Annotated in this window: 17 protein-coding genes; 8 read left to right on the top strand and 9 right to left on the bottom strand. The window is 43.5% G+C overall.

Annotated features, from left to right (window positions below):
• Window positions 1-70: 70 nt before the first annotated feature.
• Both LDO37_RS06200 and LDO37_RS06195 read right to left on the bottom strand, forming a co-directional pair.
• The gene (locus tag LDO37_RS06200) at window positions 71-1546 is read right to left on the bottom strand and encodes a chitinase (protein ID WP_126606952.1); all 1476 of its coding nucleotides are present in this window, start codon (window positions 1544-1546) and stop codon (window positions 71-73) included.
• Between the two features lie 578 nt (window positions 1547-2124).
• A protein-coding gene (locus LDO37_RS06195; protein ID WP_224055256.1) for an IS3 family transposase occupies window positions 2125-3278 on the bottom strand; the annotation gives its coding sequence in 2 pieces (ribosomal slippage) (window positions 2125-3032 and window positions 3032-3278; 1155 coding nt in all).
• Window positions 3279-3471: 193 nt separating this feature from the next.
• Here LDO37_RS06195 and LDO37_RS06190 point away from each other — a divergent pair.
• Window positions 3472-4011, top strand: a complete 540-nt coding sequence (locus LDO37_RS06190; RefSeq protein ID WP_224055361.1) for a DUF5675 family protein — start codon at window positions 3472-3474, stop codon at window positions 4009-4011.
• A gap of 1 nt (window position 4012) precedes the next feature.
• Window positions 4013-4507, top strand: coding sequence for a hypothetical protein (locus LDO37_RS06185; protein ID WP_126608777.1), 495 nt, complete (start codon window positions 4013-4015; stop codon window positions 4505-4507).
• Window positions 4508-4528: 21 nt separating this feature from the next.
• On the opposite strand, the gene LDO37_RS06180 is transcribed toward LDO37_RS06185, so the two are convergent.
• Window positions 4529-4783, bottom strand: a complete 255-nt coding sequence (locus LDO37_RS06180; protein ID WP_126608776.1) for a DUF1289 domain-containing protein — start codon at window positions 4781-4783, stop codon at window positions 4529-4531.
• Between the two features lie 216 nt (window positions 4784-4999).
• On the opposite strand from LDO37_RS06180, the gene LDO37_RS06175 reads away from it, so the two are divergent.
• Window positions 5000-5443, top strand: coding sequence for an META domain-containing protein (locus LDO37_RS06175; RefSeq protein WP_185829873.1), 444 nt, complete (start codon window positions 5000-5002; stop codon window positions 5441-5443).
• A gap of 123 nt (window positions 5444-5566) precedes the next feature.
• Here the strand turns inward: LDO37_RS06175 and metE are convergent, their stop codons facing one another.
• On the bottom strand, window positions 5567-7849 hold the full coding sequence (metE, locus tag LDO37_RS06170) for a 5-methyltetrahydropteroyltriglutamate--homocysteine S-methyltransferase (protein WP_126608774.1): 2283 nt from the start codon (window positions 7847-7849) through the stop codon (window positions 5567-5569).
• A gap of 212 nt (window positions 7850-8061) precedes the next feature.
• On the opposite strand from metE, the gene LDO37_RS06165 reads away from it, so the two are divergent.
• On the top strand, window positions 8062-8973 hold the full coding sequence (locus tag LDO37_RS06165) for a LysR substrate-binding domain-containing protein (RefSeq protein ID WP_101112175.1): 912 nt from the start codon (window positions 8062-8064) through the stop codon (window positions 8971-8973).
• Window positions 8974-9022: 49 nt separating this feature from the next.
• On the opposite strand, the gene LDO37_RS06160 is transcribed toward LDO37_RS06165, so the two are convergent.
• The 3 genes from LDO37_RS06160 to LDO37_RS06150 form a co-directional block, all read right to left on the bottom strand.
• On the bottom strand, window positions 9023-9223 hold the full coding sequence (locus tag LDO37_RS06160) for a DUF4250 domain-containing protein (RefSeq protein ID WP_126608773.1): 201 nt from the start codon (window positions 9221-9223) through the stop codon (window positions 9023-9025).
• Between the two features lie 73 nt (window positions 9224-9296).
• A complete protein-coding gene (locus LDO37_RS06155) occupies window positions 9297-9920 on the bottom strand; it encodes a hypothetical protein (protein WP_224055360.1) in 624 nt (207 codons plus the stop codon).
• Window positions 9921-10082: 162 nt separating this feature from the next.
• The gene (locus tag LDO37_RS06150) at window positions 10083-12560 is read right to left on the bottom strand and encodes a sensor domain-containing phosphodiesterase (protein ID WP_224055359.1); all 2478 of its coding nucleotides are present in this window, start codon (window positions 12558-12560) and stop codon (window positions 10083-10085) included.
• A 296-nt stretch (window positions 12561-12856) separates the two neighbouring features.
• On the opposite strand from LDO37_RS06150, the gene LDO37_RS06145 reads away from it, so the two are divergent.
• From LDO37_RS06145 to LDO37_RS06135, 3 genes are all read left to right on the top strand, one after another.
• The gene (locus LDO37_RS06145) at window positions 12857-13906 is read left to right on the top strand and encodes an ABC transporter substrate-binding protein (RefSeq protein ID WP_126608260.1); all 1050 of its coding nucleotides are present in this window, start codon (window positions 12857-12859) and stop codon (window positions 13904-13906) included.
• The gene (locus tag LDO37_RS06140) at window positions 13903-17469 is read left to right on the top strand and encodes an ATP-binding protein (protein ID WP_126608261.1); all 3567 of its coding nucleotides are present in this window, start codon (window positions 13903-13905) and stop codon (window positions 17467-17469) included. The genes LDO37_RS06145 and LDO37_RS06140 overlap by 4 nt, the downstream gene beginning before the upstream one ends.
• A gap of 140 nt (window positions 17470-17609) precedes the next feature.
• Window positions 17610-19868, top strand: coding sequence for a YgiQ family radical SAM protein (locus LDO37_RS06135; protein ID WP_126608262.1), 2259 nt, complete (start codon window positions 17610-17612; stop codon window positions 19866-19868).
• A gap of 93 nt (window positions 19869-19961) precedes the next feature.
• Here LDO37_RS06135 and LDO37_RS06130 read toward each other — a convergent pair whose 3' ends face one another.
• Both LDO37_RS06130 and LDO37_RS06125 read right to left on the bottom strand, forming a co-directional pair.
• Complete coding sequence (locus LDO37_RS06130) at window positions 19962-20402, bottom strand: GtrA family protein (protein ID WP_224055358.1); 441 nt, start codon at window positions 20400-20402, stop codon at window positions 19962-19964.
• Window positions 20393-21955 carry an ArnT family glycosyltransferase gene (locus LDO37_RS06125; protein WP_224056053.1) on the bottom strand — a complete coding sequence of 521 codons (1563 nt, stop codon included), beginning with the start codon at window positions 21953-21955 and terminating at the stop codon, window positions 20393-20395. Before LDO37_RS06125 ends, LDO37_RS06130 begins: the two co-directional genes overlap by 10 nt.
• Window positions 21956-22335: 380 nt before the next feature.
• On the opposite strand from LDO37_RS06125, the gene LDO37_RS06120 reads away from it, so the two are divergent.
• Window positions 22336-23256 (top strand): 1-aminocyclopropane-1-carboxylate deaminase/D-cysteine desulfhydrase, encoded by a 921-nt coding sequence (locus tag LDO37_RS06120; RefSeq protein ID WP_126608266.1) that lies wholly within the window; start codon window positions 22336-22338, stop codon window positions 23254-23256.
• Window positions 23257-23326: the final 70 nt, after the last annotated feature.

The raw sequence follows: 23326 nt of genomic DNA, 5'->3' as shown, positions 1-23326 counted from the left end.
CCCGAAAAATCTAAAAAATTAAAAACCCCAGCTGCTACCAACAGCTGGGGTTTTGCTTTTTCTGACGTTCTTACTTAACTGGGCAAGTCACTTCTTCCCAGAACCAGTTGTTCTGAGTAGGAGTTTCCCAAACCCCGGGATCATTTTTAGCAACAAAACATTTACCGCTATGCGTCACTTTCGCACCAACGCCCACATCCGTTTTCCCTGCTTCCCAAACAATAAACCCATTTGGATCTGGGTTTGGACCTGGACCAGGATCTGGAGTTGGGACAGGGTCTAACTTATCCACCACACGTACTTCTGGCCAACTTTGATGTGACAAATAGAAATTAGTCACACATTTCTCATAGTCACCAGGGACAAGTGCGGAATATGCGGTTTGGTAGCCAACCAGTTTACACTCATATGAAATACCTTCTGGGCGATCGGCATGATATGAAAAATCTGCTTCCCAGTTAGTATAAAGCACGTCTGTCGCACCATTCAGATTCAAACTTCCATAAGGGGTTTGCTGCCAGCATGTATTTGACTCATCCGCTTCAATTGGGATGTTGTAGTGCGCTGCTAGCCCTTCCCAGTATCGGATTCGGTTAACTGGCTGACCTTTGTTTTTGTTCTGCTCACCACACTCAATACCGCCATTGATGATATTGATGGTGGTACCAAACCCGTAGCCAATTCCAGCATCGATTTCACGCTGAGAAGGCTTCCAAGTACGGTCAATAACGTGCAACATGGCAGGTTTTGGAGCTTGAGGTGTTAGGTAGAACCAAATTGCCGATGCAAGATTAAGCCACGTATCTGCAACAAGTGCTGGATTGTTCAGCAATACCGTCGCGTCGCCATCGTACATTACCTCAGAAAATGGTCCGTAATTGAAGTGGTACGAAAGCTGTTTAGCACCACGACCAAAATACCCTTGGTTTGGCGCACAAGGCCATCGGCGGTTTTGCCAATCGTTTTGGCCACACCCTGTTGTATATCCCGGCTGACCTTCAGACCATCCCATTTCACGAACATGCACTAACGCTTGTTGCCACTCTTCCAACGCTAATGGGTTATCCCAGACGTTATCTTTTGCGATATGACCACCGGTCTCTTGTGCGAAGTGGGCAAAAGCCGTCACGATGGATTTTTTACAAATTGCATCGGCATCGCGACCATCTGTATAGTCGCCACAGAAGGCAGGGAATTTACCAATAGCCCTTAAGAATTTGGTATACGTATACTCTGGTGCAGCCATTTGAGTGAGAAAGTCCCACTCACTACGAGGAAAGACCCTTTCCACTCGCTTAACGTTATCTGGGTTTGTTGCTACCCCTGCATCAATCGCTTCTACGATTGAATTCGGACGTGTCTCCAACGCCTTAGCCCATATGGCATACATAGGATCGGCTGTCTTTGCCGCTTCAGCAGCTTGCAGATCAACTTTCGACACAATGTACCCTGTCGGGTTTTGTGGATCGGGTTGTACGTTCATAGCAAAGGCACTACTCGCCATAGTGCAGCCAATCAACGTCGATATCAGCGTTCTCTTCAACATTTTCGTCAATTCCTTGTTCTTGTATTTTCAGATGCTTCAAAGTTCAACATCCATTTATAAAGTCACCCAAAACCACTCCAACCCGTGGTGATGAAATGAAAATGAAAAGAAATCTAAGACAACCTGCGTAATAGCAGATAAAGCTGCTCAAAGAATTCTAATCGCAAAAACTATAGTTAATGCAACTAGTATTACTGTGCGAAGTGGAACAATTTTCTACAGGTAAATGTGATTTATAGAATATTTGCGAGTGATCGCTAAGAATCCCTATTGCTAGATTATTTGATTGCTATTTTTTTGGGTCAAACATCATTATTTTCAGGTGGAAAAGTCCACACTCAAAAAAGCTGACAAAAAAGTCGATTACATTTTTGCATTTACCTAGGCGAGTCATATCTAATCTAAATTTGAATCTAAATAATACCTTGCTGGTAACATACTAATTTAATTACAATTTAAGAGAGAAGTTATGGCTTCATTCCAAATATTAAAACCAGTAGGGAAGGGTATTCCAGAGAAACAACAAAGTTACAGGGATATAATATTAGTGATCTGCTCCAGCAAGACTGGACACTTCATTAAGCGACATTTTGCTGTTCAAAGTTAACTGGGCTTAGATACCCAAGAGCACTGTGCCTTCTCATCCGATTATAATCAACCTCAATGTACTCGAAGACCGTTTGGCGCATCTCATTTCTTGTCATGATCGGTTCGTATTGGATCGCCTCGACTTTCATAGAATGGAAGAAGCTCTCAACACACGCATTATCCCAACAGTTTCCTTTTCTACTCATACTTTGTTTTAGGTTATAAGCACTTATTATGTCCCTATAGTCTTTTGAGCAATACTGGCTACCTCGATCACTATGGACAGTAACATGCTCAGGGAACCCTCGACGGAACAGAGCCATTGATAATGCATCGCAGACCAGAGTTGCCGTCATCCTCGTATCCATTGACCAACCGATCACTTGTCGTGAGTAAAGGTCGATGATGACAGCCAGATACAACCAGCCTTCGCTCGTGGCAAGATACGTGATATCTCCCGCCCATTTTTGATTCGGAGCCGTTGCGTTAAAGTCTTGAGCTAGCAAGTTCGGCGCTACGGGCATCTTATGCTTGCTATCCGTCGTACATTTAAACTTGCGTGCCGCTTTCGGCGTTAAATCCTGACGCTTCATACTGGCGGCAATGGTTTTAACATTACGGCTATCCCCATTCTCAGCTAGCTCTTTCTGGATGCGCCTTGAGCCATCACGCCCCTTACTATTGTCAAAAGCTTTTTTGACTTTTTCATCAAGCTTTTGGCGTATTGCCTCACGCTGGATGGCTTTGTGGCGATGCTTAATCCAGTAATAGAACCCACTTCGTGAAACTTCGAACACCTTAGCCATGCGGACCACATTGAAACACAGAAGGTGTTCTAGCATAAATTCATAGCAATCTACTTTAGATTTTTCGCGAAGTAGGTGGCGGCCTTTTTTACGATATCTAGCTCTTCAGCTTGCTCAGCCAATTGCCTTTTGAGCTTGGCGACTTCGGCAGCGAGATCTCTTTCACGCTGACTGGTACTGGTGTCTTTTTTAATTGCCTTACGCCAACCGTAGATCTGGGATTCATGCAACCCGAGCTGCCTCGCTGCCGCAGCAACTCCCACTTTCTCTGATAGCTTCAAAGCTTCTGCCTTAAATTCAGGGGAATGTTTAATTCTAGTTTTTTTGTTAGTTGTCATTGTTCACCTCGTTAGTGATTGTACTCACTTAACTTGGTGTCCAAAACTGCTGGGGCGGATCATAGTTCAACGCTCGCTAAATAAACTGAACCACCTTCTGCCGAGGATTCCACTACTAAAAGAAGATGGATCTGTCGGTAGAAATCCTGACAAATCTAAAACTGTCGCTGCGATTATCTCCTTTCAGAAGAATGTGGTTAAACTGATACGCCCTGATGGCCGAATTGATGTAAATGGGAAAACTGCAAAAACTATTGGTAATTCTCTACTAAAATCGCCTGTAAAACTGCAAACTGGGTTCTGTAAATCAACTCTAGTTATTAAGGTCACTAGAATTAAACAATCTACTGATACAACCTTAAGCCGATTTAAAATTGAGGGTCAAACATCAAACATGTACTTTTTGGAACCTGGAGGGCCAGACTCAAATGTAGCAGGTTCAGACAAAAGGATAACGGCAGGCAGGTATAAGCTCAAAAAATATTCGTCCGCCAAGTATCCAAAAGCGTACGAATTAGTGAATGTGCCTGGGCGAACTAAAATACTTATACATGGCGGAAACTATCACGACGATACTCTTGGTTGTCTACTACCCGGAAAATCTTATACAAAGCTAAATGATGGAAACTACATGACAACAAGCAGCAAATCGTCGAGGGATGAGTTGTTTTCTGAAATAGAGAAATATGAATCGGCTTATATTGAAATATCAAATTCAAACTTGGAAAAATGAAATGAAAACAACCATATTGTTCGTAATTTTAGTACTGGCAACTTCGAGTCAGGCTCTTGCTGAAAGCTTTGAAGAGAAAAAAGAGCGATGGATGTCCAAAGGCAATACCAATATCGAACATTACTTATCTAAAAATGACGAATCAGTCAGTATACCAATTATTTATACATTGACATCAATATGGGTTAAGAGGGACGGTGCAACATCATCCGAAGTTTCGCCACTTCTAGCCGAAGCAATCATCCATGAGCCTAAACTTACATTTCTCTCTCTCAAAGAACACGGTGAGAGTTACAAACGTTGGCTTGAAGAACTACAAGGTGCCTTATTTACCGACTACCAAGGTACACAAAGAGAGGTATTACAATCTCTTCATACTGAGTTATTAAATAGTCTTGAAGAATACATTACTAATGAGAACGACATGGCACTAAAAAGCTTAGCGTTCGAACTTCAAAATAGAGTAAAGCAGATTCGAGTAAGAATTGTGGACTAAGTTTATCTAAAAGCAATAAAGCTAGAACAAACTTTGTTGAGGACTTTGGTCATCCATCTGCGATAAGGTTTGTTCTTTCTTGTTCTGATTCATCATCTTTCTTCGATAGCGTTGACGACAAAGCTTGATGACATGGAGTTGCTGAGCGGGCGTCATGTTCAGCCAATCGAAACGCTCTTGCCGGTTACGCATGCATCCTTGGCAATATCCTCGTTCGTCAACTGTGCATACTCGAACACATGGACTCGGCACATTGAAAAACTCCAACTGCTCCATATCCCCTCCTATGCTTAGCGATGACTACTTAATCATAACACTTTACTCACAATACAGCATACTCTACCCATTTGAGAGAGAATTAAGATAGATTTCTAAAAGAAAATTGAATAACGAAATGTCATGGTTTTATACCCTTGGCAGTATTATTATGACTTTCCATTGACAAGAAACTGAACTTGTTGATTATACTGCACGGGATTTTGAAAACACTTCTTGGAGCTTCGAATGAAAAAGCAACTCGCTCTTATCGCTTTACCTGTTATTTTGGCAGCTTGTACCAGCAACGGAGATGCATCGGTGGTAACCAAAGAGGATTTACAACATCATCACTGGATTCTGACTCAGGTGGATGGACAAGACTACGTAAAACCGGAACACAGTAAACACCCTAGCATTGAAGTCGGTGAAAAGTTGACTGTTAATGGTTTCGCTGGTTGCAATGGTTACTTTGGGCAAGGCGAATTAAAAGATGGGCAGTTCCGTGTTGAAAATATGGGCATGACCATGATGATGTGCTCCGATGAAATGATGGACACCGAACAGGTGATGTCAGATGCATTAGGAGAGTGGAGCGATGTTACTCTAACAAAAGACACATTGACTCTCAAAAACGACAAGCACCAAATTACCTTTACGCTTAGAGACTGGGTAAACTAACCAGAGTTTTATTCAACATGTTTTGTAATGAAACGCGGTAAAAGATACAGCAAAAGTTAACAGAAAGCCCCTGCTCATTGAGCAGGGGCTTTTTACCGTTTGGTTAGACTATATGAGCGGTTGTTATTGCCATTGAGTACGCAATGTTTTAGCCGCATTGACCATGTTTTTAAGTGATGCTTCAGTTTCTTCCCAGTTACGTGTTTTTAATCCGCAGTCTGGGTTCACCCAAAGTCGTTTTGCTGGAATTTTCGCCGCCGCCTTTTCAAGTAGATCAACCATCCACTCTTCTGTTGGAATATTTGGTGAATGGATGTCGTATACACCCGGCCCAATCTCATTTGGATAGTTGAACTCTTCAAATGCTTTCAACAATTCCATGTTTGAACGAGAAGTTTCAATGGTGATAACGTCGGCATCTAACGCGGCAACAGATTCAATGATCTCGTTAAACTCGCTGTAACACATGTGGGTGTGAATCTGAGTTTCAGGTTTTGCACTGGCCGCAGAAATTTTAAAGGATTCAACCGCCCAGTTTAGATACTCTTCATGGTCACGCTTCTTAAGTGGTAACCCTTCGCGAATCGCAGGCTCATCAATCTGAATAATGTTGATCCCCGCATCCTGTAAATCACTGACTTCATCGCGTAATGCAAATGCTAACTGCTGCGCAATTTCTTTACGAGTAACGTCTTCACGTGGGAACGTCCAGCACAAAATCGTAACCGGTCCTGTAAGCATGCCTTTCATTTGCTTACTAGTGAGAGACTGAGCATAAGTAGACCACTCAACGGTCATCGGCTTTTCACGCTCTATATCAGCCACAACAATCGCAGGTTTAACGCAGCGAGAACCGTAACTTTGAACCCAGCCAAACTTGGACGTTTGGAAACCCGCTAAATTCTCCGCAAAATACTCCACCATGTCGTTACGCTCGGCTTCACCATGAACCAGAACATCAAGGTCTAATGCTTCTTGACGCTCGACCGCATCTTTAATGTGGCCTTTCAGCGCGGCTTCATAATCGGCTTCCGACAATTTTCCGGTGCGGAATGCACTGCGTTGCGTGCGGATTTCGCTGGTTTGAGGGAATGAACCGATTGTCGTGGTTGGTAGTAGAGGTAACCCCAATACTTCTGCTTGGTGATGGGCACGTTCTTCGTATGGAGCACTGCGGTTAGCTAATTCACTTGTAATAGCGTTAACTCGTGCTTTCACTTGAGGCTTGTTCACATGATCCGCGGTTTTACGGGCAACAATCGGTTGGCTGTAAATTTCACATTTTGCGATGGCTTTCTCATCACCATTTAAAGCAGCACCAAGCAGGCTAACCTCACTCAGCTTTTGTTTCGCAAACGCGAACCAGCTTTTCACTTCTTCGGTTAACTCAGTTTCAAGCTCAAGATCGATTGGGCTGTGCAGTAAAGAACAAGAACTGCCAATCCATAGATTTTCACCCAGTTTTTCTTTTACTGGTTGCAGCTTCTTCAACCAAGCATTAACGTCTGCACGCCAAACGTTACGTCCATTAACCACACCAGCTGATAACACCCAGTTTTCAGGCAGTTTGTTGACGATCGCCTCTAGCTGTTCAGGTGCCGCTGAAAGATCAACGTGTACACCGTTAATTGGAAGTGCGGTGATGTAATCGAAATGTTCTTCTACTGAATCAAAGTAAGTGGTCAGAAGAAGTTTTACATCACTCTGAATAACTTGGTAAGCCAGCTTAAATGAATCCAACCACGGTTTGTCTAACTCTAGACCAAGGATAGGTTCGTCAATCTGTACCCACTCAACACCGAGCTCTGCCAGTTTAGCTAAAATCGCTTGGTAAGCCGTAAGAAGGCGTGGAAGGAGTGTAAGGCGATCAAACCCCTCTTCAACTTCTTTACCCAAGAACAGGTAACTTACCGGGCCAAGAAGAACTGGTTTTACTTCATGTCCAGCTTGAATAGCTTCGTTTACTTCTTCAAAAAGCTGCGGCCAGCTCACTTCAAATGAAGCATCGCTGCTAAATTCAGGAACAATGTAGTGGTAATTAGTGTTGAACCACTTCGTCATGTCGGATGCTGCAGAGCCGCAACCACAACTGGATTGTGACTGACCGCGACCAACGCGGAACAGTGTATCGAGATCTGGGAAACCTTCTTTATGTCGTGAAGGGACATTCCCCAATAGTAAACTGGTCGTCAATACATGGTCGTACCATGCAAAATCACCTGCTGCTACATAGCTCAGCCCACTCTCTGTTTGATCTTTCCAATGGCGCTGTCTTAATTCGCTGCCCACTTCCTTAAGCTCTTGCTGTGAAATTTCACCTCGCCAATATTTTTCCTGCGCAAATTTTAGTTCTCGTTTCTCACCAACACGTGGATAGCCGAGGATATGAGTCTTAGTCGTTGCCATAGTTATTATTCCTTGCACATAAATTTAAGAAGTCTGGATGGCTAAAATATCTCTCGAATCGCCTAGTTGAGCAAATTCCATTTATTCAACTTGTTTATTATTTTTTTTCATGTTTTAAATTTTATTTAGCCATCTAGACGTTTACAAAGAGGTCAAAAGCTCGTATTTTATGAACATATGTCATAGAGAACATGGAAAAGTGAGAGAAGCTCATGATTGAATTGAAGCATCTGAGAACATTGACATCATTAAGGGATACCGGATCACTAACAGCAACAGCAACCGCCCTGCACTTAACGCAGTCGGCACTTTCTCATCAGATAAAGGATTTAGAATCGCGCATTGGTGGGCAGCTCTTTTTGCGTAAAACAAGACCTGTGAAATTCACCTCTGAAGGTGAAATACTGCTCAAAGTCGCCGACGAAGTTCTGCCTAGGCTAGCGATGGCAGAAAGTGAACTCGCCAGTCTTAAGGAAGATGTTAATGGTCGGTTGCACATGGCCATTGAGTGCCATTCCTGTTTTCAATGGCTCATGCCCGCTCTAAAGGAATATCAGCTCGCGTGGCCCAGCGTTACATTGGATTTTTCTTCCGGTTTTGGGTTCGAACCATTACCGGCATTGATGGGAGGGGAGCTCGATTTGGTCATCACCTCCGACATTCAGCCAAAATCAGAAGTGCACTATGAGCCTCTGTTTGATTTTGAAATGAGACTAGTGACTTCCACCACCCACCCACTTGCAGAGTTGGAAAGTATTCAACCGCACGATTTAGCCGATCAAACGATCATTACCTACCCTGTGCAAAAGCAAAGGTTAGACATTGTTAAACATTTCCTTCAGCCAGCAGGCGTTGAGCCCGCTAAATGGAAGCAGTGCGATAACACGTTAATGCTGGTTCAAATGGTTTCTGCTGGGTTAGGTGTTGCCGCTTTACCAAATTGGGCGGTCATTGAGTTTTCACGCCAAGGGTTGATCACGAGCAAGCCACTATCGGATGGCCTTTGGAGAAGGCTATTCGCAGCCACTCGCAGCAGTGAAAGCAAAAAAAGGTACCTACAAGCGTTCTTCAACACGGCTCGACAGCAATGTAAAAGTCATCTTGAAGGGATTAAGTTGGCATAACAAAGTCGATACCTATCTGGTCTAGCTGTTTAGGTATCGAATCATTGCATTATCGATCGTAAGATTTAAATTGGTTCGTGAGTGGGTCGTACTGATAACCCACCACATCCAGCTTGCCCACCAAGCTTTCAACGTCCATTTCATAGGTCGTAACCAACTCTTCAAAACTGTCACATTCCAAACGCAATTTTTCGTTCACTATGCCCAGCAATATGATGCTATCGAGGTTGGTGATGTTACTCAAATCCATGGCACTTTCCCCTTTTCAGGTTACCTAATTAAAGGTTAGCGTCTATTAGGAAAAGTGCTATTTGATAGAAGTATTATATTAGAGACTGGAACCCAAATTGTGAGGCAAGTAGGCAACACACTGCCACACTTAACTGAATTTTAGTTGGCGTTTGGTTAAACAACATATGCCAGCACCAGATTAGGAGCGCAGTGATTAACATCGCAAAGCCCGCTAAAATTTGAGTGGTAAAGTGCTCTATGGCTTCGGGAGGAAGCTGATACGCCTGAACTAATGAGACGACGGCAAAGAGCATTCCGCTGACGATACCGGTAATAGGTAATATACGATGGAAGGCTTGTAATCGAGAGCGAGAAACTACCAACATAAGCTGCGCAAATGCCGCACCTAACAAGATGCCAGAAATAGCAACATTGACCCCACCCCAAAATGTGAAACTTTGCGCTATCACATGTGCGAGTGCTATCAATCCACTCAATGCCGATAAATTCAATATGTGGAAAGAGCCCGTTTCACGTGTTTTTCCCGTTTGGACTTTAGAATAAAACGCCACCAAAACACCAGCCGTTACCAATCCAAGTAGGCTAATGGTCGCGGTCGCTATCCACAATGCGATGAAGGCAGGCAAAAGCTTGTGCAAACGACCTCTTTGCCCTGGGCAAATGTCCCCTTTTTGCAGCACTAAAGTGATAACCAATTGTGCTCCCAGTGTCATCGGAAGCAATTGAGCGAGAAAATAATCAAGCATTATTAGGCAGAGTTACGTCATTCAAAATTGTGGCTCGGATAATAACAGACTCTAATTACCCAAGTAACCACCTTTAACAACTCGTTAGCCTTACGTTACACCCTAGTAACCTCAACTGGCTAAAAACTTGAGCACTTTGTTCTTGGTCACTATGCCTAAACACTCTCCTTTATCTCCGGCGATCACCCAAGGCAATGGGACGCCTTTTTTAACAAGTGCTGGAACATCTTTAAGTAACGTCGCATGGCTAAGAACAGTAAATTTCGTTTTCATAACTTGGCTAAGTTTGCGTTTTAGAATTTGCGTGTCGCGTTGCGTTTCTAACTTAGTGCCAAACGTTGAAGTCATATGAAGGTTATACACTTCTCTATCAATCACCCCAACGCAATGTAAACTATCTGTGACCACCATGGCTTCTAAATCTGTTCGCAGGAAAATCTCATGCACTTCACTCAGTGCCGTGCTGGGTTCTAAAAATGGCGACATTTGTTCATGCAAGCTCAGTATTCCTGCCCCCTGCTTAGGCAGAGAAAAGCGACGCAATTCGTTCTGTTTTTTCACGTAGTGACGTGCTGTTTCAATATCATCAATAGAAACGGGTTTAGAGAAGTAATACCCCTGTATGTAATCCACACTCAACCCAGTAAGCACCTCAATTTCTTGTATGGTTTCGACACCTTCGGCAATCACTTTTACACCTAGGGTATGAGAAAGATCCACCAGCATTTTCACAATGAAGTATTTGTGTGTGCCAATTTCTATATCGAATATGAATTCTCTATCGATTTTCAGATAATCGAAGTGACCATTGCTTAAGTAAGTAAAAGACGAATACCCAGTACCAAAATCATCAATTGCGACGTTAACACCTCTTTGTCTCAGTGCTTTCAATGCCTGTATATGGCAATCTTCACTATCAAAATAGGCACTTTCTGTAAGTTCAATGGTCACCAGTTTAGGGTCCACACCCGACTCCTCGACCATATTCAAAGTGTTTGTCAGCACTTGTTGCGCACTCATTTTGGTATTAAGTGAGCGATTTATCGTAATCCCCACATGCTTGCCGAAGTGACGATGAATTCTTTCAAGATAATGCAACGACTTGGAACCAATAATTTTGTCCAGAGTCGACACAAGGTTCAGGTCTTCAGCAATATTGATCATTTCTTGAGGTGTATATTGGAGTCCTTCAACAGAAGGAAAGCGGCAAAGTGCTTCAAATTTAATGACTTGCCAGGTTTCAGTGGAAACAATGGGCTGAAAGTGCACGTCGATGTTTTCTTTCTTGATAAAATCCGTTAAAAGCTCCTCAAGCTTCTTCCTTCGAACCGTTTCTTCATGCATAGAACGGTCGAAGAAGCTTATGTTGTACCCTTTTTTACTCGAATGCTGTTCCAACATCGCCTGAGTCGCATGAGTAACCAACATTTTAGGTTGATTGGTATCGTACCCAAGAACAGATACGCCAATTTTCCCTCTTGTAACGAGCTTGAAAAGATGTTCGTTACCAAACTGACGAATAGCCGTCATGAAGCGCCTGATCTCGCTATGGATAGCCCTAACTCTATTGGCAGAATTGACGCATTTTAGTGCGCACACGAACAAGTTATCCCCTTTATAGCCACAAAGGTATTGCTCATCCACCTGAGCAACGGCGTTTGAAAACGCAACCCTCTGCTCTAACGTAGAGTCTTCATCGAACGCAGGTTCTATTGCCAAAACAATAATGGTATGAGAATGACTGTAATGTTTAACCATGTTGGCTAATTTTGATTTGAATTCGTCTTCATTAGGAAGTTGCGTCAGCAATTCAATCCCACCATATTCCGTGTCAGCAATTCGGTACAAGTGATTGGATAAATCGACAGTAAAGCCCACGAAATATGTTTTACCATTCGCCATCTCCACTTTCTGGATAGTGAGATCTTGAGGCTCCGTTTGACCATTTGCTCGCTTAGACAAAATGGTGCCGCTCCAGTGACCCTCTCTATGAATCAATCGCCAAATTTCTTCAAAGAAAGTATCACTGTGTTTTCCTGCGTTGAACAGGCTCGTTTTTTTGCCCAACAAATCATTAAATTGATAGCCCGAACGTTCGATAAAATAAGGGTTGCAAGCCAATATCCGAGTATCACTGTCGGTGATAACAATACCATGGTGTCGGTTCTCAAATATCGCTTGGAAAATTTGCCCGATTTCGTACATAGAAGATAAGTAGAACAACGGTCGGATATAACCCAAAAGAACATCACCTTCCGCTCGACTTACTTCGACTTCACAATAAATAAGTAACCCTTTCGTTGGGGTTAGAACACAGAAAATTGAGTGTTTCGAATTGCATTCATGCGTTGACTGAAGCGCGCCTACCAGCTTTTTTTTATCGTTTACCGGCATTATTTTCAAAAGATCAGCAATAGTCTGAACTTTAAACTGGCTATGAATGCTCTCGACTAAAAAGGGGTCTAGAAACTGAAACTCGTCACTACTGGCATTCCAACGCCAATTTGCGGCTTTATAACCCTGCACCTCCCCTTCTTCCCCACTGGAAATACTCATAGCGTTCAACACTGAAATTAGCGATGTATTCATATTCGATGCAACCCCTTACATTGCAACTAAGAACTCTTATTACATTCAAGCAAACTCTTAAATAATCGGGCGTGACTGGATCAACATTTGTTTGAAAAAAAAGCACTTCATCCAAATTAGCTGCTGTTGTGTGATGTCAATCCCTTTTCATAAAAGCGCAAAAATTGCTCACCAATATATTGGGGTTTCTTTACACCTCACACTTGAAACGCCCTCAATCTCTCCTAGCCTTATCTTTAGGCAGTTAGCTCTAAAGCCACTCGTGTCCATCGAACAAATGACAAGAGAAATAATCAATGGGACGTTCCAATTCAGCTCAACTAAAACCATATACTTATTATTGCCATGCACTCATCCACCAGTGGTCAAATAGACACATTGTATTAATTTCATTCATCGTCATATCACTTGGTGCAATCACACCGAGCCAAGTTTTTGCTACAACGGTAAACGTGAATTACGTGATTGGGCTAGCAACATGGAGCGGTTATCCAGATAGCGTGGCTGGCTTTAAAGCTGGGCTTGCCATATATGGAATACAGGAAGGAAAAAACGCCTCGTTCATTATGGGCAAAACAGGTGCTAACAAAGAATTACAAACCAAAGTCGCCAACAAAATCAAAGATGCTCGACCAGATTTGGTTTACTCATTGACTACTCCGGGCACAACCATCATCAAGAACGTACTGCCGACAAGCACACCAATTGTATTTTCGATTGTGACTTATCCAGCCGATTCAGGGTTGATAGATTCGTTCGATTATTCAGGCAACAACCTCGTTGGCACCAGTAACTATGTGTCTAACAAACACTATGTCGCCCTACTTAAAAAGGTTCTTCCAGAGACTCGTAAAATAGCGATTTTTCACCGTAAAGGAGAGCCTAATTCTAAAATCCAGGCTTCCAATATTTTACGTCTAATGAAAAAAGAAGGGATAACGGTAAAGATTTTGGCAGCGACAAGCGTAGAACACGTATCTGAACTGGCCATGGACCAACTAGGTAAGGTCGATGTTTTTATGACCACCACAGACACCCTTATGCAATCGGGAGGGGAAGAAGCACTCATTACTCTATCTCATCAACACAAAATTCCGATTTTAAGCTCCAATAAATCCGGCATTTTGAAAGGCTCTACCTTTGGACCCGTCGCCGATTTCTATACGCTTGGGAAAATGGCAGGGGAGAAAGCAGGACAAATCTTAGTTAATGATGTGCCACCAACGCAGCTTCAATCAGAGCTCCAAGAGCCACCGCTCTTTATGGTTAATACAAAAGCAATAAACATGATGGGAATATCCATATCGGTCGATATTCGCGATCAACTCATTTGGGTCGACGAATGAAACTCACAACGAAGGTTGTTTTTACTGTCATTACAACACTGAGTATTCTCATGGCTGTAATGGGGTACTTGCTGGTATCTAACACCAAATCCGAGATGTCTGACCGCTTATACAATGAGATGGCTCTAGACTCTAGCTATGCACTGAAGCGCCTCAATACAAACATTGAAGGCAACATTGCGATGGCTAACATCATTTCTAAAAACAGAGACATAGCGAAAGCACTCGACTTACTGGAAAACAGAGGGATTAACCAAATACTGAATAGCTTGCTAGAGGTGTATCCGTTAATTAACTACATTTTAATTCTCGATGAAGAAAACACCGTATTTGCCACGTCCACCGTCGACACGGAAGGCAATAAAATTAACGGAGAAAGGCTGTTGCTGGAAAGTGTGACTCAACACCCTATGTACAAGGAATCCATAGAAGGCAAAACAGTCGTTAGTGACATTCTCTACGACCCTTACCTTCCTACATTAGGGTTAGACCAGCACTTATCACAATGGTTTACAGCCGAAATTAAGATCCGAGGTCGGAGTTTAGGTAAAGTCATCATCTCAACAAATTGGACAAAAATTGCTTACGACTTACTCGGAGAGATCAATCAGTCCATCATCAATGCAGGTCGACCACTTAAGCTCGTCTTACTTACCGACATGGAAGATAAAATCTATGCGTCCTATGCGCAAGGCGATCTTCTTCTTTCTAACAATACCTATTCACAAGGAAAAACGTACTTACAAAGCCACTCAGAGCTGACGGCAAGTAAAACATTAGATCGTACAGGTGCTGTACTCAAAGCGGTGGTTGTTTACGATAGAGACAAAGCTTTTCAACCTATTTACGACTCCAATCAATTCGTTTTACTCTCATTTATCACAGGCAGTTTCATTATCGCCACGGTTATTGTTGTACTCCTCAGAAAGCTGGTTTTGCACCGTCTCGCTTTGTTGCACCGAGCGACCTACCACATTGGACAAGGCAATCTGGATATCAACATTCCTTCGCTTGGGAAAGACGAGCTCGCTGAGCTGGGACAAGCGATTAACGGAATGGTGGATGGTCTGCAGTCCAAAACCACGTCCATTGAGCGCCTAAATGAAGAAATATTCACCCGTAAGGAAGCGCTAAAAGAAAAAGAAATCAAAGATTTTCAGCTTTCTGAAGCAAATAAATACATCAAAGGCATTAGCGATAACGCTCCCCAATTGTTCTCTTACGTCGGTAAAGATCTTCACTACAGGTTTGTAAACCGAGCCTACCAAGATTGGTTTGGGTTACCGGAAAATGAAATCTTAAATCAGCATATAAAGCTCATACTTGGAGAAAAAATATTCAATGAAGTTCTCCCTTATCTAGAGCAAAGTCTGGCAGGTAAAGAAACTCAATTTGAAAGCCGAATAGATGCTGGATTGGGGCAATCTAGGCATATCAGAGCGACATATTTGCCAGATATAGTAGATGGAGAAGTCGCGGGTGTTTTTGTGTCCGTTGAGGATTTAACCAACATTAAAGAATCGGAAGAAAAACTGAAAGAAACCGTGTCTTTAATGGAAACCATATTGCACTCTGCCGAGAACGGGCTGCTTGTCACCGACAAACATGGCCACTACCTAAAAATGAATCAGCAATTCTGTCAAATTTGGCAGCTTCCAAGCTTGTACACTCAAGAAGGCGGTTCATTGAGTTTCGTTCACCAAATTCGCTCTCAGCTTGTTGACCCGTCTTCATTCACACTCTCCCCTGATCAGTTAAATGCTGGCAGCCTTGAGCGCTCGTTCGACACGTTAGAGCTAAGAAATGGGAAGATTATAGAGAGAATTTCTCACCCAATGTTGCAAGAAGGAACACTTGTAGGGCGAGTATGGAGCTTTAGAGATATCACCGATCAAATTGAGTATGAAAAAACGATTTTGGATGCAAAAAACAAAGCCGTGGAAGCGGCAAAAGCCAAAAGTGAATTTCTTGCCAATATGAGCCATGAAATACGTACTCCAATGAATGGTGTACTTGGCATGCTGGATCTCATCAATAAAAATGAGCTTACCGACAATCAGAGCCACTACCTAAATTTGGCTCAATCCAGTGCCAAATCTCTTCTCACCATCATTGACGATATTTTAGATTTCTCCAAAATCGATGCAGGAAAGTTAGATTTGGAAGAAGTGAATTTCGACCTATTAGAATTGCTTACTCGATTCAAAGAAATCAATGCTATCAAAGCGCAAGAGAAACAAATCAGTTTCCATTTAGATGCTCAAAATGTTTCTACTCCGTCGGTAAAAGGCGATCCAACGAGGCTTCTACAAATATTGAATAATCTAGTGGGTAACGCTTTCAAGTTCACCGACCAAGGCGAAATAAAAGTAGATGCTCAACTCACGAAAGCCGAAGGCGAGCTTTTAGTCTTTCAATGCTCAGTAACGGATTCAGGAATCGGCATTAAGAAAGAGCAGCTAAGTGGTTTATTTGACGCCTTTACACAGGCCGACACCTCAACCACGCGCCAATTTGGCGGCACTGGCTTGGGTCTTTCCATCACGAAACAACTGTGCTTACTGATGGGAGGGTCGTTAGAAGTCTCGAGCCAACTAGGGCAAGGTTCTACCTTCTCTTTCTCTATTCAGCTCCGAGAAGGTGACACAACAATGGAAAACTTACCTCACGAAACAGCATTCGACTCTCAATATTTAACGTCAAGAGAGTCGAAATCAAAATATGACCAACACGAGGCCGCAGATCCGTATTTGAAACAAGCACAAAACCGAATCCTTCTAGTAGAGGATAACGATATCAACCAACTTGTCGCGCAAGGAATGCTTGAAAACCTAGGCATCCGATCAGATATTGCTGGAAACGGTCTCGCGGCTCTCCAATCGTTGCAATCTTCCACATCCTACCAACTGATTTTAATGGATTGCCAAATGCCTGAAATGGATGGATATGAGGCCACAATGGCGATCAGAGACGGAGAAGCGGGGCAAAACTACCAAAGCATTCCAATTATTGCCATGACAGCCAACGCCATGAAGGGTGATATGGAAAAATGTCTTGCTGCAGGCATGAACGATTACATAAGTAAACCCGTTAACCCAGAGAGCTTAGAATCGGTGTTATCAAAATGGCTTAATTTCTCTTCAAACCACTCAAACTCTTCAATCTCATCAACCCCTTCAAATTCCAGTGCCGGCATGGATGAACACAGTGCCGTAAACGATAAGAATGATCCTATATGGGATGAACGTGAAGCTCTGCATATGATGTTCAACGATAAAGGCGCTTTAAACGTCGTGCTCAGCGCTTTTATGGAGGAAACTCCAGAACAAATTCACCAGCTTATCTCTGCCATTGATAACGGAGATGTCAGTGAAATAAAGGTCCACTCTCATACCCTCAAAGGGACAAGTAGCCAAATTGGTGCGCACAGCCTTTACACTTTGATGGATGAAATTGAAAAACAGGTAAAATCCCAAAATCAGCTTCCGGATCCCAGTGTAATTACACGTATTTCTGAGCACCAAGAACAACTGTTTTTAAGGCTAAATCAATACCTTTCTTAAAGGGTATGAAATATCGATTGAGCCTTTATATGTAAGCCTTGCAGCCTCATAAATACGAATAATTCTCATGTGAAATGAGAACCTAGTCAGGAAGGTTTTATGCCGCTATAATTCCCGCCTCCTAACGCTGAGGTCAAAAAATGCACAACAAACCCACTCCAATCGATCAATATCCAAAATACTGGGCTGAATGTTACGGTGTCGCCCCTTTTCTGCCCACCAGTAGGAAAGAGATGGATGCACTTGGTTGGGACAGTTGCGATATCATCATCGTCACTGGTGACGCTTACGTCGACCACCCAAGTTTTGGTATGGCTATTATTGGACGCCTTTTAGAGGCACAAGGTTTTCGTGTAGGTATTTTGGCTCAGCCAGAATGGCAAGATAAATCCGATTTCATGAAACTCGGTAAACCAAACCTCTTTTTTGGTATTACCGCGGGCAACATGGATTCAATGATCAACCGTTATACGGCAGACAAAAAGCTTCGTCACGACGATGCATACACACCGAATAACGAGGGTGGAAAGCGCCCAGACCGTGCAACCTTGGTTTACTCTCAGCGTTGCCGTGAGGCATACAAAGACGCCCCCATCGTTTTAGGTGGTATTGAGGCGAGCCTTCGTCGTATCGCGCACTACGATTATTGGTCAGACAAAGTTAGACGTTCGGTTTTGTTCGATGCTAAAGCCGATATTCTATTGTTTGGTAACGCGGAAAGAGCGTTAGTGGAAGTGGCTCATAGGCTGGCAAATGGCGAAGATATTTCCACTCTCACGAGTATTCGTGGCACAGCAGTAAACCTAGCCGCTGCTCCAGAGCATTTCAAAGTTATTGATTCTTCTCGTATTGAAAAGCCGGGAAAAGCGTTCGTTCCGACGAACCCTTATCAGGTAGAAACGCAATGTGAAACAAAGCCGAAGGAAGAAGAAAAGGTAGCCAAGGCTGTCACTATTCAACCATCAAGGCACGATGCAAAAACCACCGCAGTGAGAATACCCCCTTTCGAAAAGCTGAAAAACGACCGTATTCTCTACGCGCATGCCAGCCGAATCATGCACCTGGAAACTAACCCTTATTCTGGGCGCGCGCTCATTCAAAAACACGGCGATCGCGAACTTTGGGTGAACCAAGCGCCTATTCCGCTGACAACAGAAGAAATGGATTTTGTGTTTGGGCTGCCTTACGCCCGCGTTCCGCACCCTATGTATGGTAATGCGAAGATCCCCGCTTATGACATGATTAAAACCTCAGTCAATATCATGCGTGGTTGTTTTGGTGGCTGCTCTTTCTGTTCGATAACAGAGCACGAAGGACGTATTATTCAAAACCGTTCGAAAGAGTCGATCCTTAACGAGATGGAAGAAATTCGCGATAAAGTCCCAGGCTTTACCGGTACCATTTCTGATTTAGGTGGACCAACGGCCAACATGTATCGCCTCGGTTGCTCCGACCCACGTGCAGAACAGAACTGTCGAAGACCTTCCTGTGTATTCCCGGGGATATGCCATAAGCTAGACACCGACCACAAGCACACCATCGATTTGTATCGAGAAGCGCGCAAAGTAAAAGGCATCAAGAAAGTCATGATCGCGTCTGGTGTTCGCTACGACTTAGCCATTGAATCTCCAGAATACGTGAAAGAGCTTGTCACGCATCACGTAGGTGGCTATTTGAAAATAGCGCCCGAGCACACTGAAAAAGGCCCGCTAGATAAGATGATGAAGCCGGGCATGGGTACCTATGACCGATTCAAAGAAATGTTTGAAAAGTTCAGTAAAGAAGCCGGGAAAAAACAGTATTTGATCCCTTACTTCATTGCTGCGCACCCAGGTACTGAAGAAGAAGACATGGTGAACTTGGCACTGTGGTTAAAATCGAATAATTTTGAGTGCGACCAAGTCCAGAACTTCTACCCGTCTCCGATGTGTAATGCGACCTCCATGTATTACTCGGAAACCAATCCACTCAAGCGAGTGAAATACAAACAACGTGAAGATATCCCCGTTGCTAAAGGAGAAAGGCAGCGACGCTTACACAAAGCGCTACTTCGTTACCATGATCCGGCTAACTGGCCAATCATTCGCGAAGCACTGATCAGCATGGGCAAAAAGCACCTTATTGGCGATAAACCTGGCTGCTTGATTCCTGCGGAAGATATTGACTCCAAAACGCCTGCGCAGCGCCGCCGTTCTGGTAGGCATGGTGCAAACCGCTTTGCGACCAAGCATACCAAGAATCAGCCCGATATCCGTAAGCCTGATAGCCGTAAAGAAAATGGAAAGGGTAAGCCTTCCACCAAGCCGAAATCCAAAGGGCAAGGTAAACCCGCGCATCAATCTGCTGGCTCTAGCAAGCCAAAGAATAAGCAGAGGCATCGCGCTAAAGCACATCAATAGAAAGTTATTGATGGAGCCAGAGACAAAAAATGCGACCAATTGGTCGCATTTTTATTTGTTTTTTCAGAGTCATCGCTTGCTGCTAGGTCTTCATTAACTGGTTTCTTTGTCGGCAAATACCCACTTCGAACTCAAGAAGTAGTTACTGAACATGCCAACTAAGATTCCCGCTACAAGCGCCACAAAAGGCATGGCTCCTTGATCACCAAAAACAGCGATTACCAGTTTGAACACACCTAAGTTGGGTATCGCAGAACAGACCGCCGCAACCATGTGTTTTTGCCACTGCTTCGCTTTATTGGACTTTTCTCTGTCACTGAATGTCAGTACTCGGTTTCCAACCCATGTCGCGGTTGCAGCTAAAACAAACGCGATAACACGCGAAGAAAATATAGGCATTTCTGCAACATAATACAGAAGAGAAAACACTGCGGTATCGACTAAAAAGCCGATACCGCCAACAAAGGCAAACTTAAACAGCCGATGCTGAAATAGTTTATGCTGCAAAGCCTTAAGCTGAGAAATCACTGGCACAGGTAACGCGAGCGTTTAGGTGATGCCACTTCGAACGTACAAGACAAGTTGTACTTCTCAACAAAGTTTCCGATACGCTCATTAGGCCCAATAATGTAGTAACCATTCTCGTGACCTTGCAGTTGATCCAGCGTATGCATTCGCTTCGCCTGACCAAAACTGTAGTACTGGCCAGAGAATGGTCGCCCGCCTTCTACATAGAACGTAGGCTTACTGTGATCGATATCGATGAACAGCATTTTGTCGCTACGCTCATTACCTGTTTTGAACATGACTACACAGATAGCAATAATCAGGATGATTGGCGAGATATACGAAGTAAACGTAAACCAGTTGAACGTAAATTGTTTCCCTCGGAACAAAAACGCAATGCCAGAAACAACAAGCGCTACAGCAGCAACATACCCTACGATCGCATCATTCTTAAGTTCGCCCGCCACATAGACAGATACCAACGTAATAATTAGCCCTGTAATCGCAATGAACTTGAAGTATGTCGCTTTGTAACTCACTTTTTCTTCTGCTAAATACGCCACTAACAACGCAAACGCGGGCATGCCCGGCAGAACATAGGTAGCAAGAATATTGCCCGAGAACGTAAACAGAATAAGCGGTGAGAGAACCCAGAACAGGAGGAATACAAACACCCCAGGTAATTCAGCAAACTTTTCTTTCAGCCTTGTAAATCGAAAAACCGCTAGCAGAGGCAATACAATAGACCAAGGCAGAGCCGCCAACATCAAGAATAGCCATATCATGCCTCTTGGTTCGTCGTGCGCATTACCGTAGCGATCCCCTTCCCATCCACTCACAAGGAATCGGTTAAAGTGTTCGCCTACAATAAAGTATTCTAAGAACCCTGGGTTTGCTTGCTCAGCTAAGATGTACCACGGCAGCGCAATCACACACATTAGGATTAAGCCGCCAACGATTGGAAAACGCTTCCAAAGTTGTACGAACGCACCGACAAAGCCATGTTGAATAATCAAGAATGGAAGAACGGATAGCCCCATCAATACGATGGCCATCGGCCCTTTAGCCAGTAGTGCAAGACCTAACCCAGCAAACCCGATGTAGCCCCATATCTTTTCGCCTCGCCAGCAAAAGAAGAACCCTATCATGGCGAGCGTTAGAGAGAACGTTAGCGCCATATCCGTCATGACAGCGCCAGATGAGATAGAGAATACTGGGATAGTTGCCATGACTACCGCGGTTTTTAGCGGATTAATGCCAACACGTTTTGCAAAAAAACATCCCAAAGCAATGGTTAGAACTCCGACAACCCAATGAGGGAATCGAACGGCAAATTCTGACACACCGAACACTTCAATGCCCACAGCACTCAGCCAAGTAAACATCGGCGGCTTGCCCAAGAATGGCTCATCGTAATCAAACATTGGCGTTAACCAGTTACCGGTTTCCACCATAATTCGAGCCTGCTCACCGTATCGAGCTTCCGTTGTATCCATCAGCGGCATAATACCCAAAGACACAAGCCTTATTAGCAAGGCTGCACCTAGTAAGAACCACAAATGTTTCGAAGTTAGCTTCACTTCTCTACCTCTATCAATTCAAATCCCTTACGTGAGATATATCAAAATCAAGTAAGTTCATTCTTTATGTCATTCATTTCAATTCCAATACCCCTGATGCTCTATGAAAATGCGCCCACCTAATCTTGCTGGCTGCAAGCTAAACGAATAGCAAGCAAACCTATCGACATGAAAACCTGTCAATAGCAGACTGGGCGTTTGGGCGGTAATGAAATCAAGCATCTAACTTTGGGTAAAAGTCTGTGTCGCACAAAAGAAAATGCACGAAGGCTGCATTATACCCAAGTCGTATGAAGTTGCGAGGATCACTTTGCAATGGCACTCTCAATGAGAAACAAGATTCTGTTAGACTACAGCTTTATCGCAACACCCATATCGCTATGAAACTTCAAGCCAGCCCGATTACTCAACACTGCGTTGATGACATTACTTTTTACCTAAAGAGAGATGAACTCCTTCATCCTCAATTTAGCGGCAACAAAGCCAGAAAATTTATGCAGCTGCTGAACACCGAATACCCAGAAGTTAATACGGTTATTGGGCACGGTTCTGTTCAAGCCAACTCTTTGTATTCGTTAGCCGCACTCGCCCACTTAAAAGGGTGGAGCTTCGAGTTTTATGTGGATCATATCCCGTCTTATGTATTAGAAAACCCCAAAGGTAACTACCGCGCAGCGCTGGATTTAGGGGCAAAGATTATTGATGTAAGCCAATTGGAACGCGACGGAGACAATGCACTAAATAGCGAGCGCTACATAAAAGAGATCAGAAAGCCCGACAACCGTTGCCTTTTTGTTCCAGAAGGCGGCCGAAGTGAATTGGCAGAATATGGCGTAAGACAGCTGGCAAATGAAATATTGGATTGGAAAAAAGAAGCAAACATTGCTGCCCTTACCGTAGCCCTCCCTTCAGGCACGGGGACTACCTCTCTTTACCTGAATAAGCACCTAGAAAAACACAATATTCGAGTAGTCACTTGCGCGTGTGTCGGTGGCGACGAATACCTAATGCAACAATGGCAATCGCTAAACGAAGAGCAGTTTCCATACATTTTGAATACAGGAAAAAAGCACCACTTTGGCAAACTCTACCAAGCCGATTTTGATATGTGGAAAAAGCTAAAGCAGCAAACCAATGTGGAATTTGATTTGCTTTACGACCCATTAATGTGGCGCTGTTTAATACAAGATTACGAAAAGGAACAGCACGGGACGTTACTCTACATCCACCAAGGTGGGCTTCTAGGCAATGAAACTATGCTGCCTAGGTATTTTAGGAAGTTTGGGGAACAATCGAGCTAATAAGCAACTCCACTAACCTTTAACTATTTTTTCCGTACGCTTGACTAGATAGAATTCATGTTTTCTTAAA

Source organism: Vibrio penaeicida, assembly GCF_019977755.1.
In the GTDB taxonomy this organism is placed as follows: domain Bacteria; phylum Pseudomonadota; class Gammaproteobacteria; order Enterobacterales; family Vibrionaceae; genus Vibrio; species Vibrio penaeicida.
The sequence above is the reverse complement of the archived record's forward strand: the minus strand, read 5'-3'. Positions and strand labels throughout refer to the sequence as shown.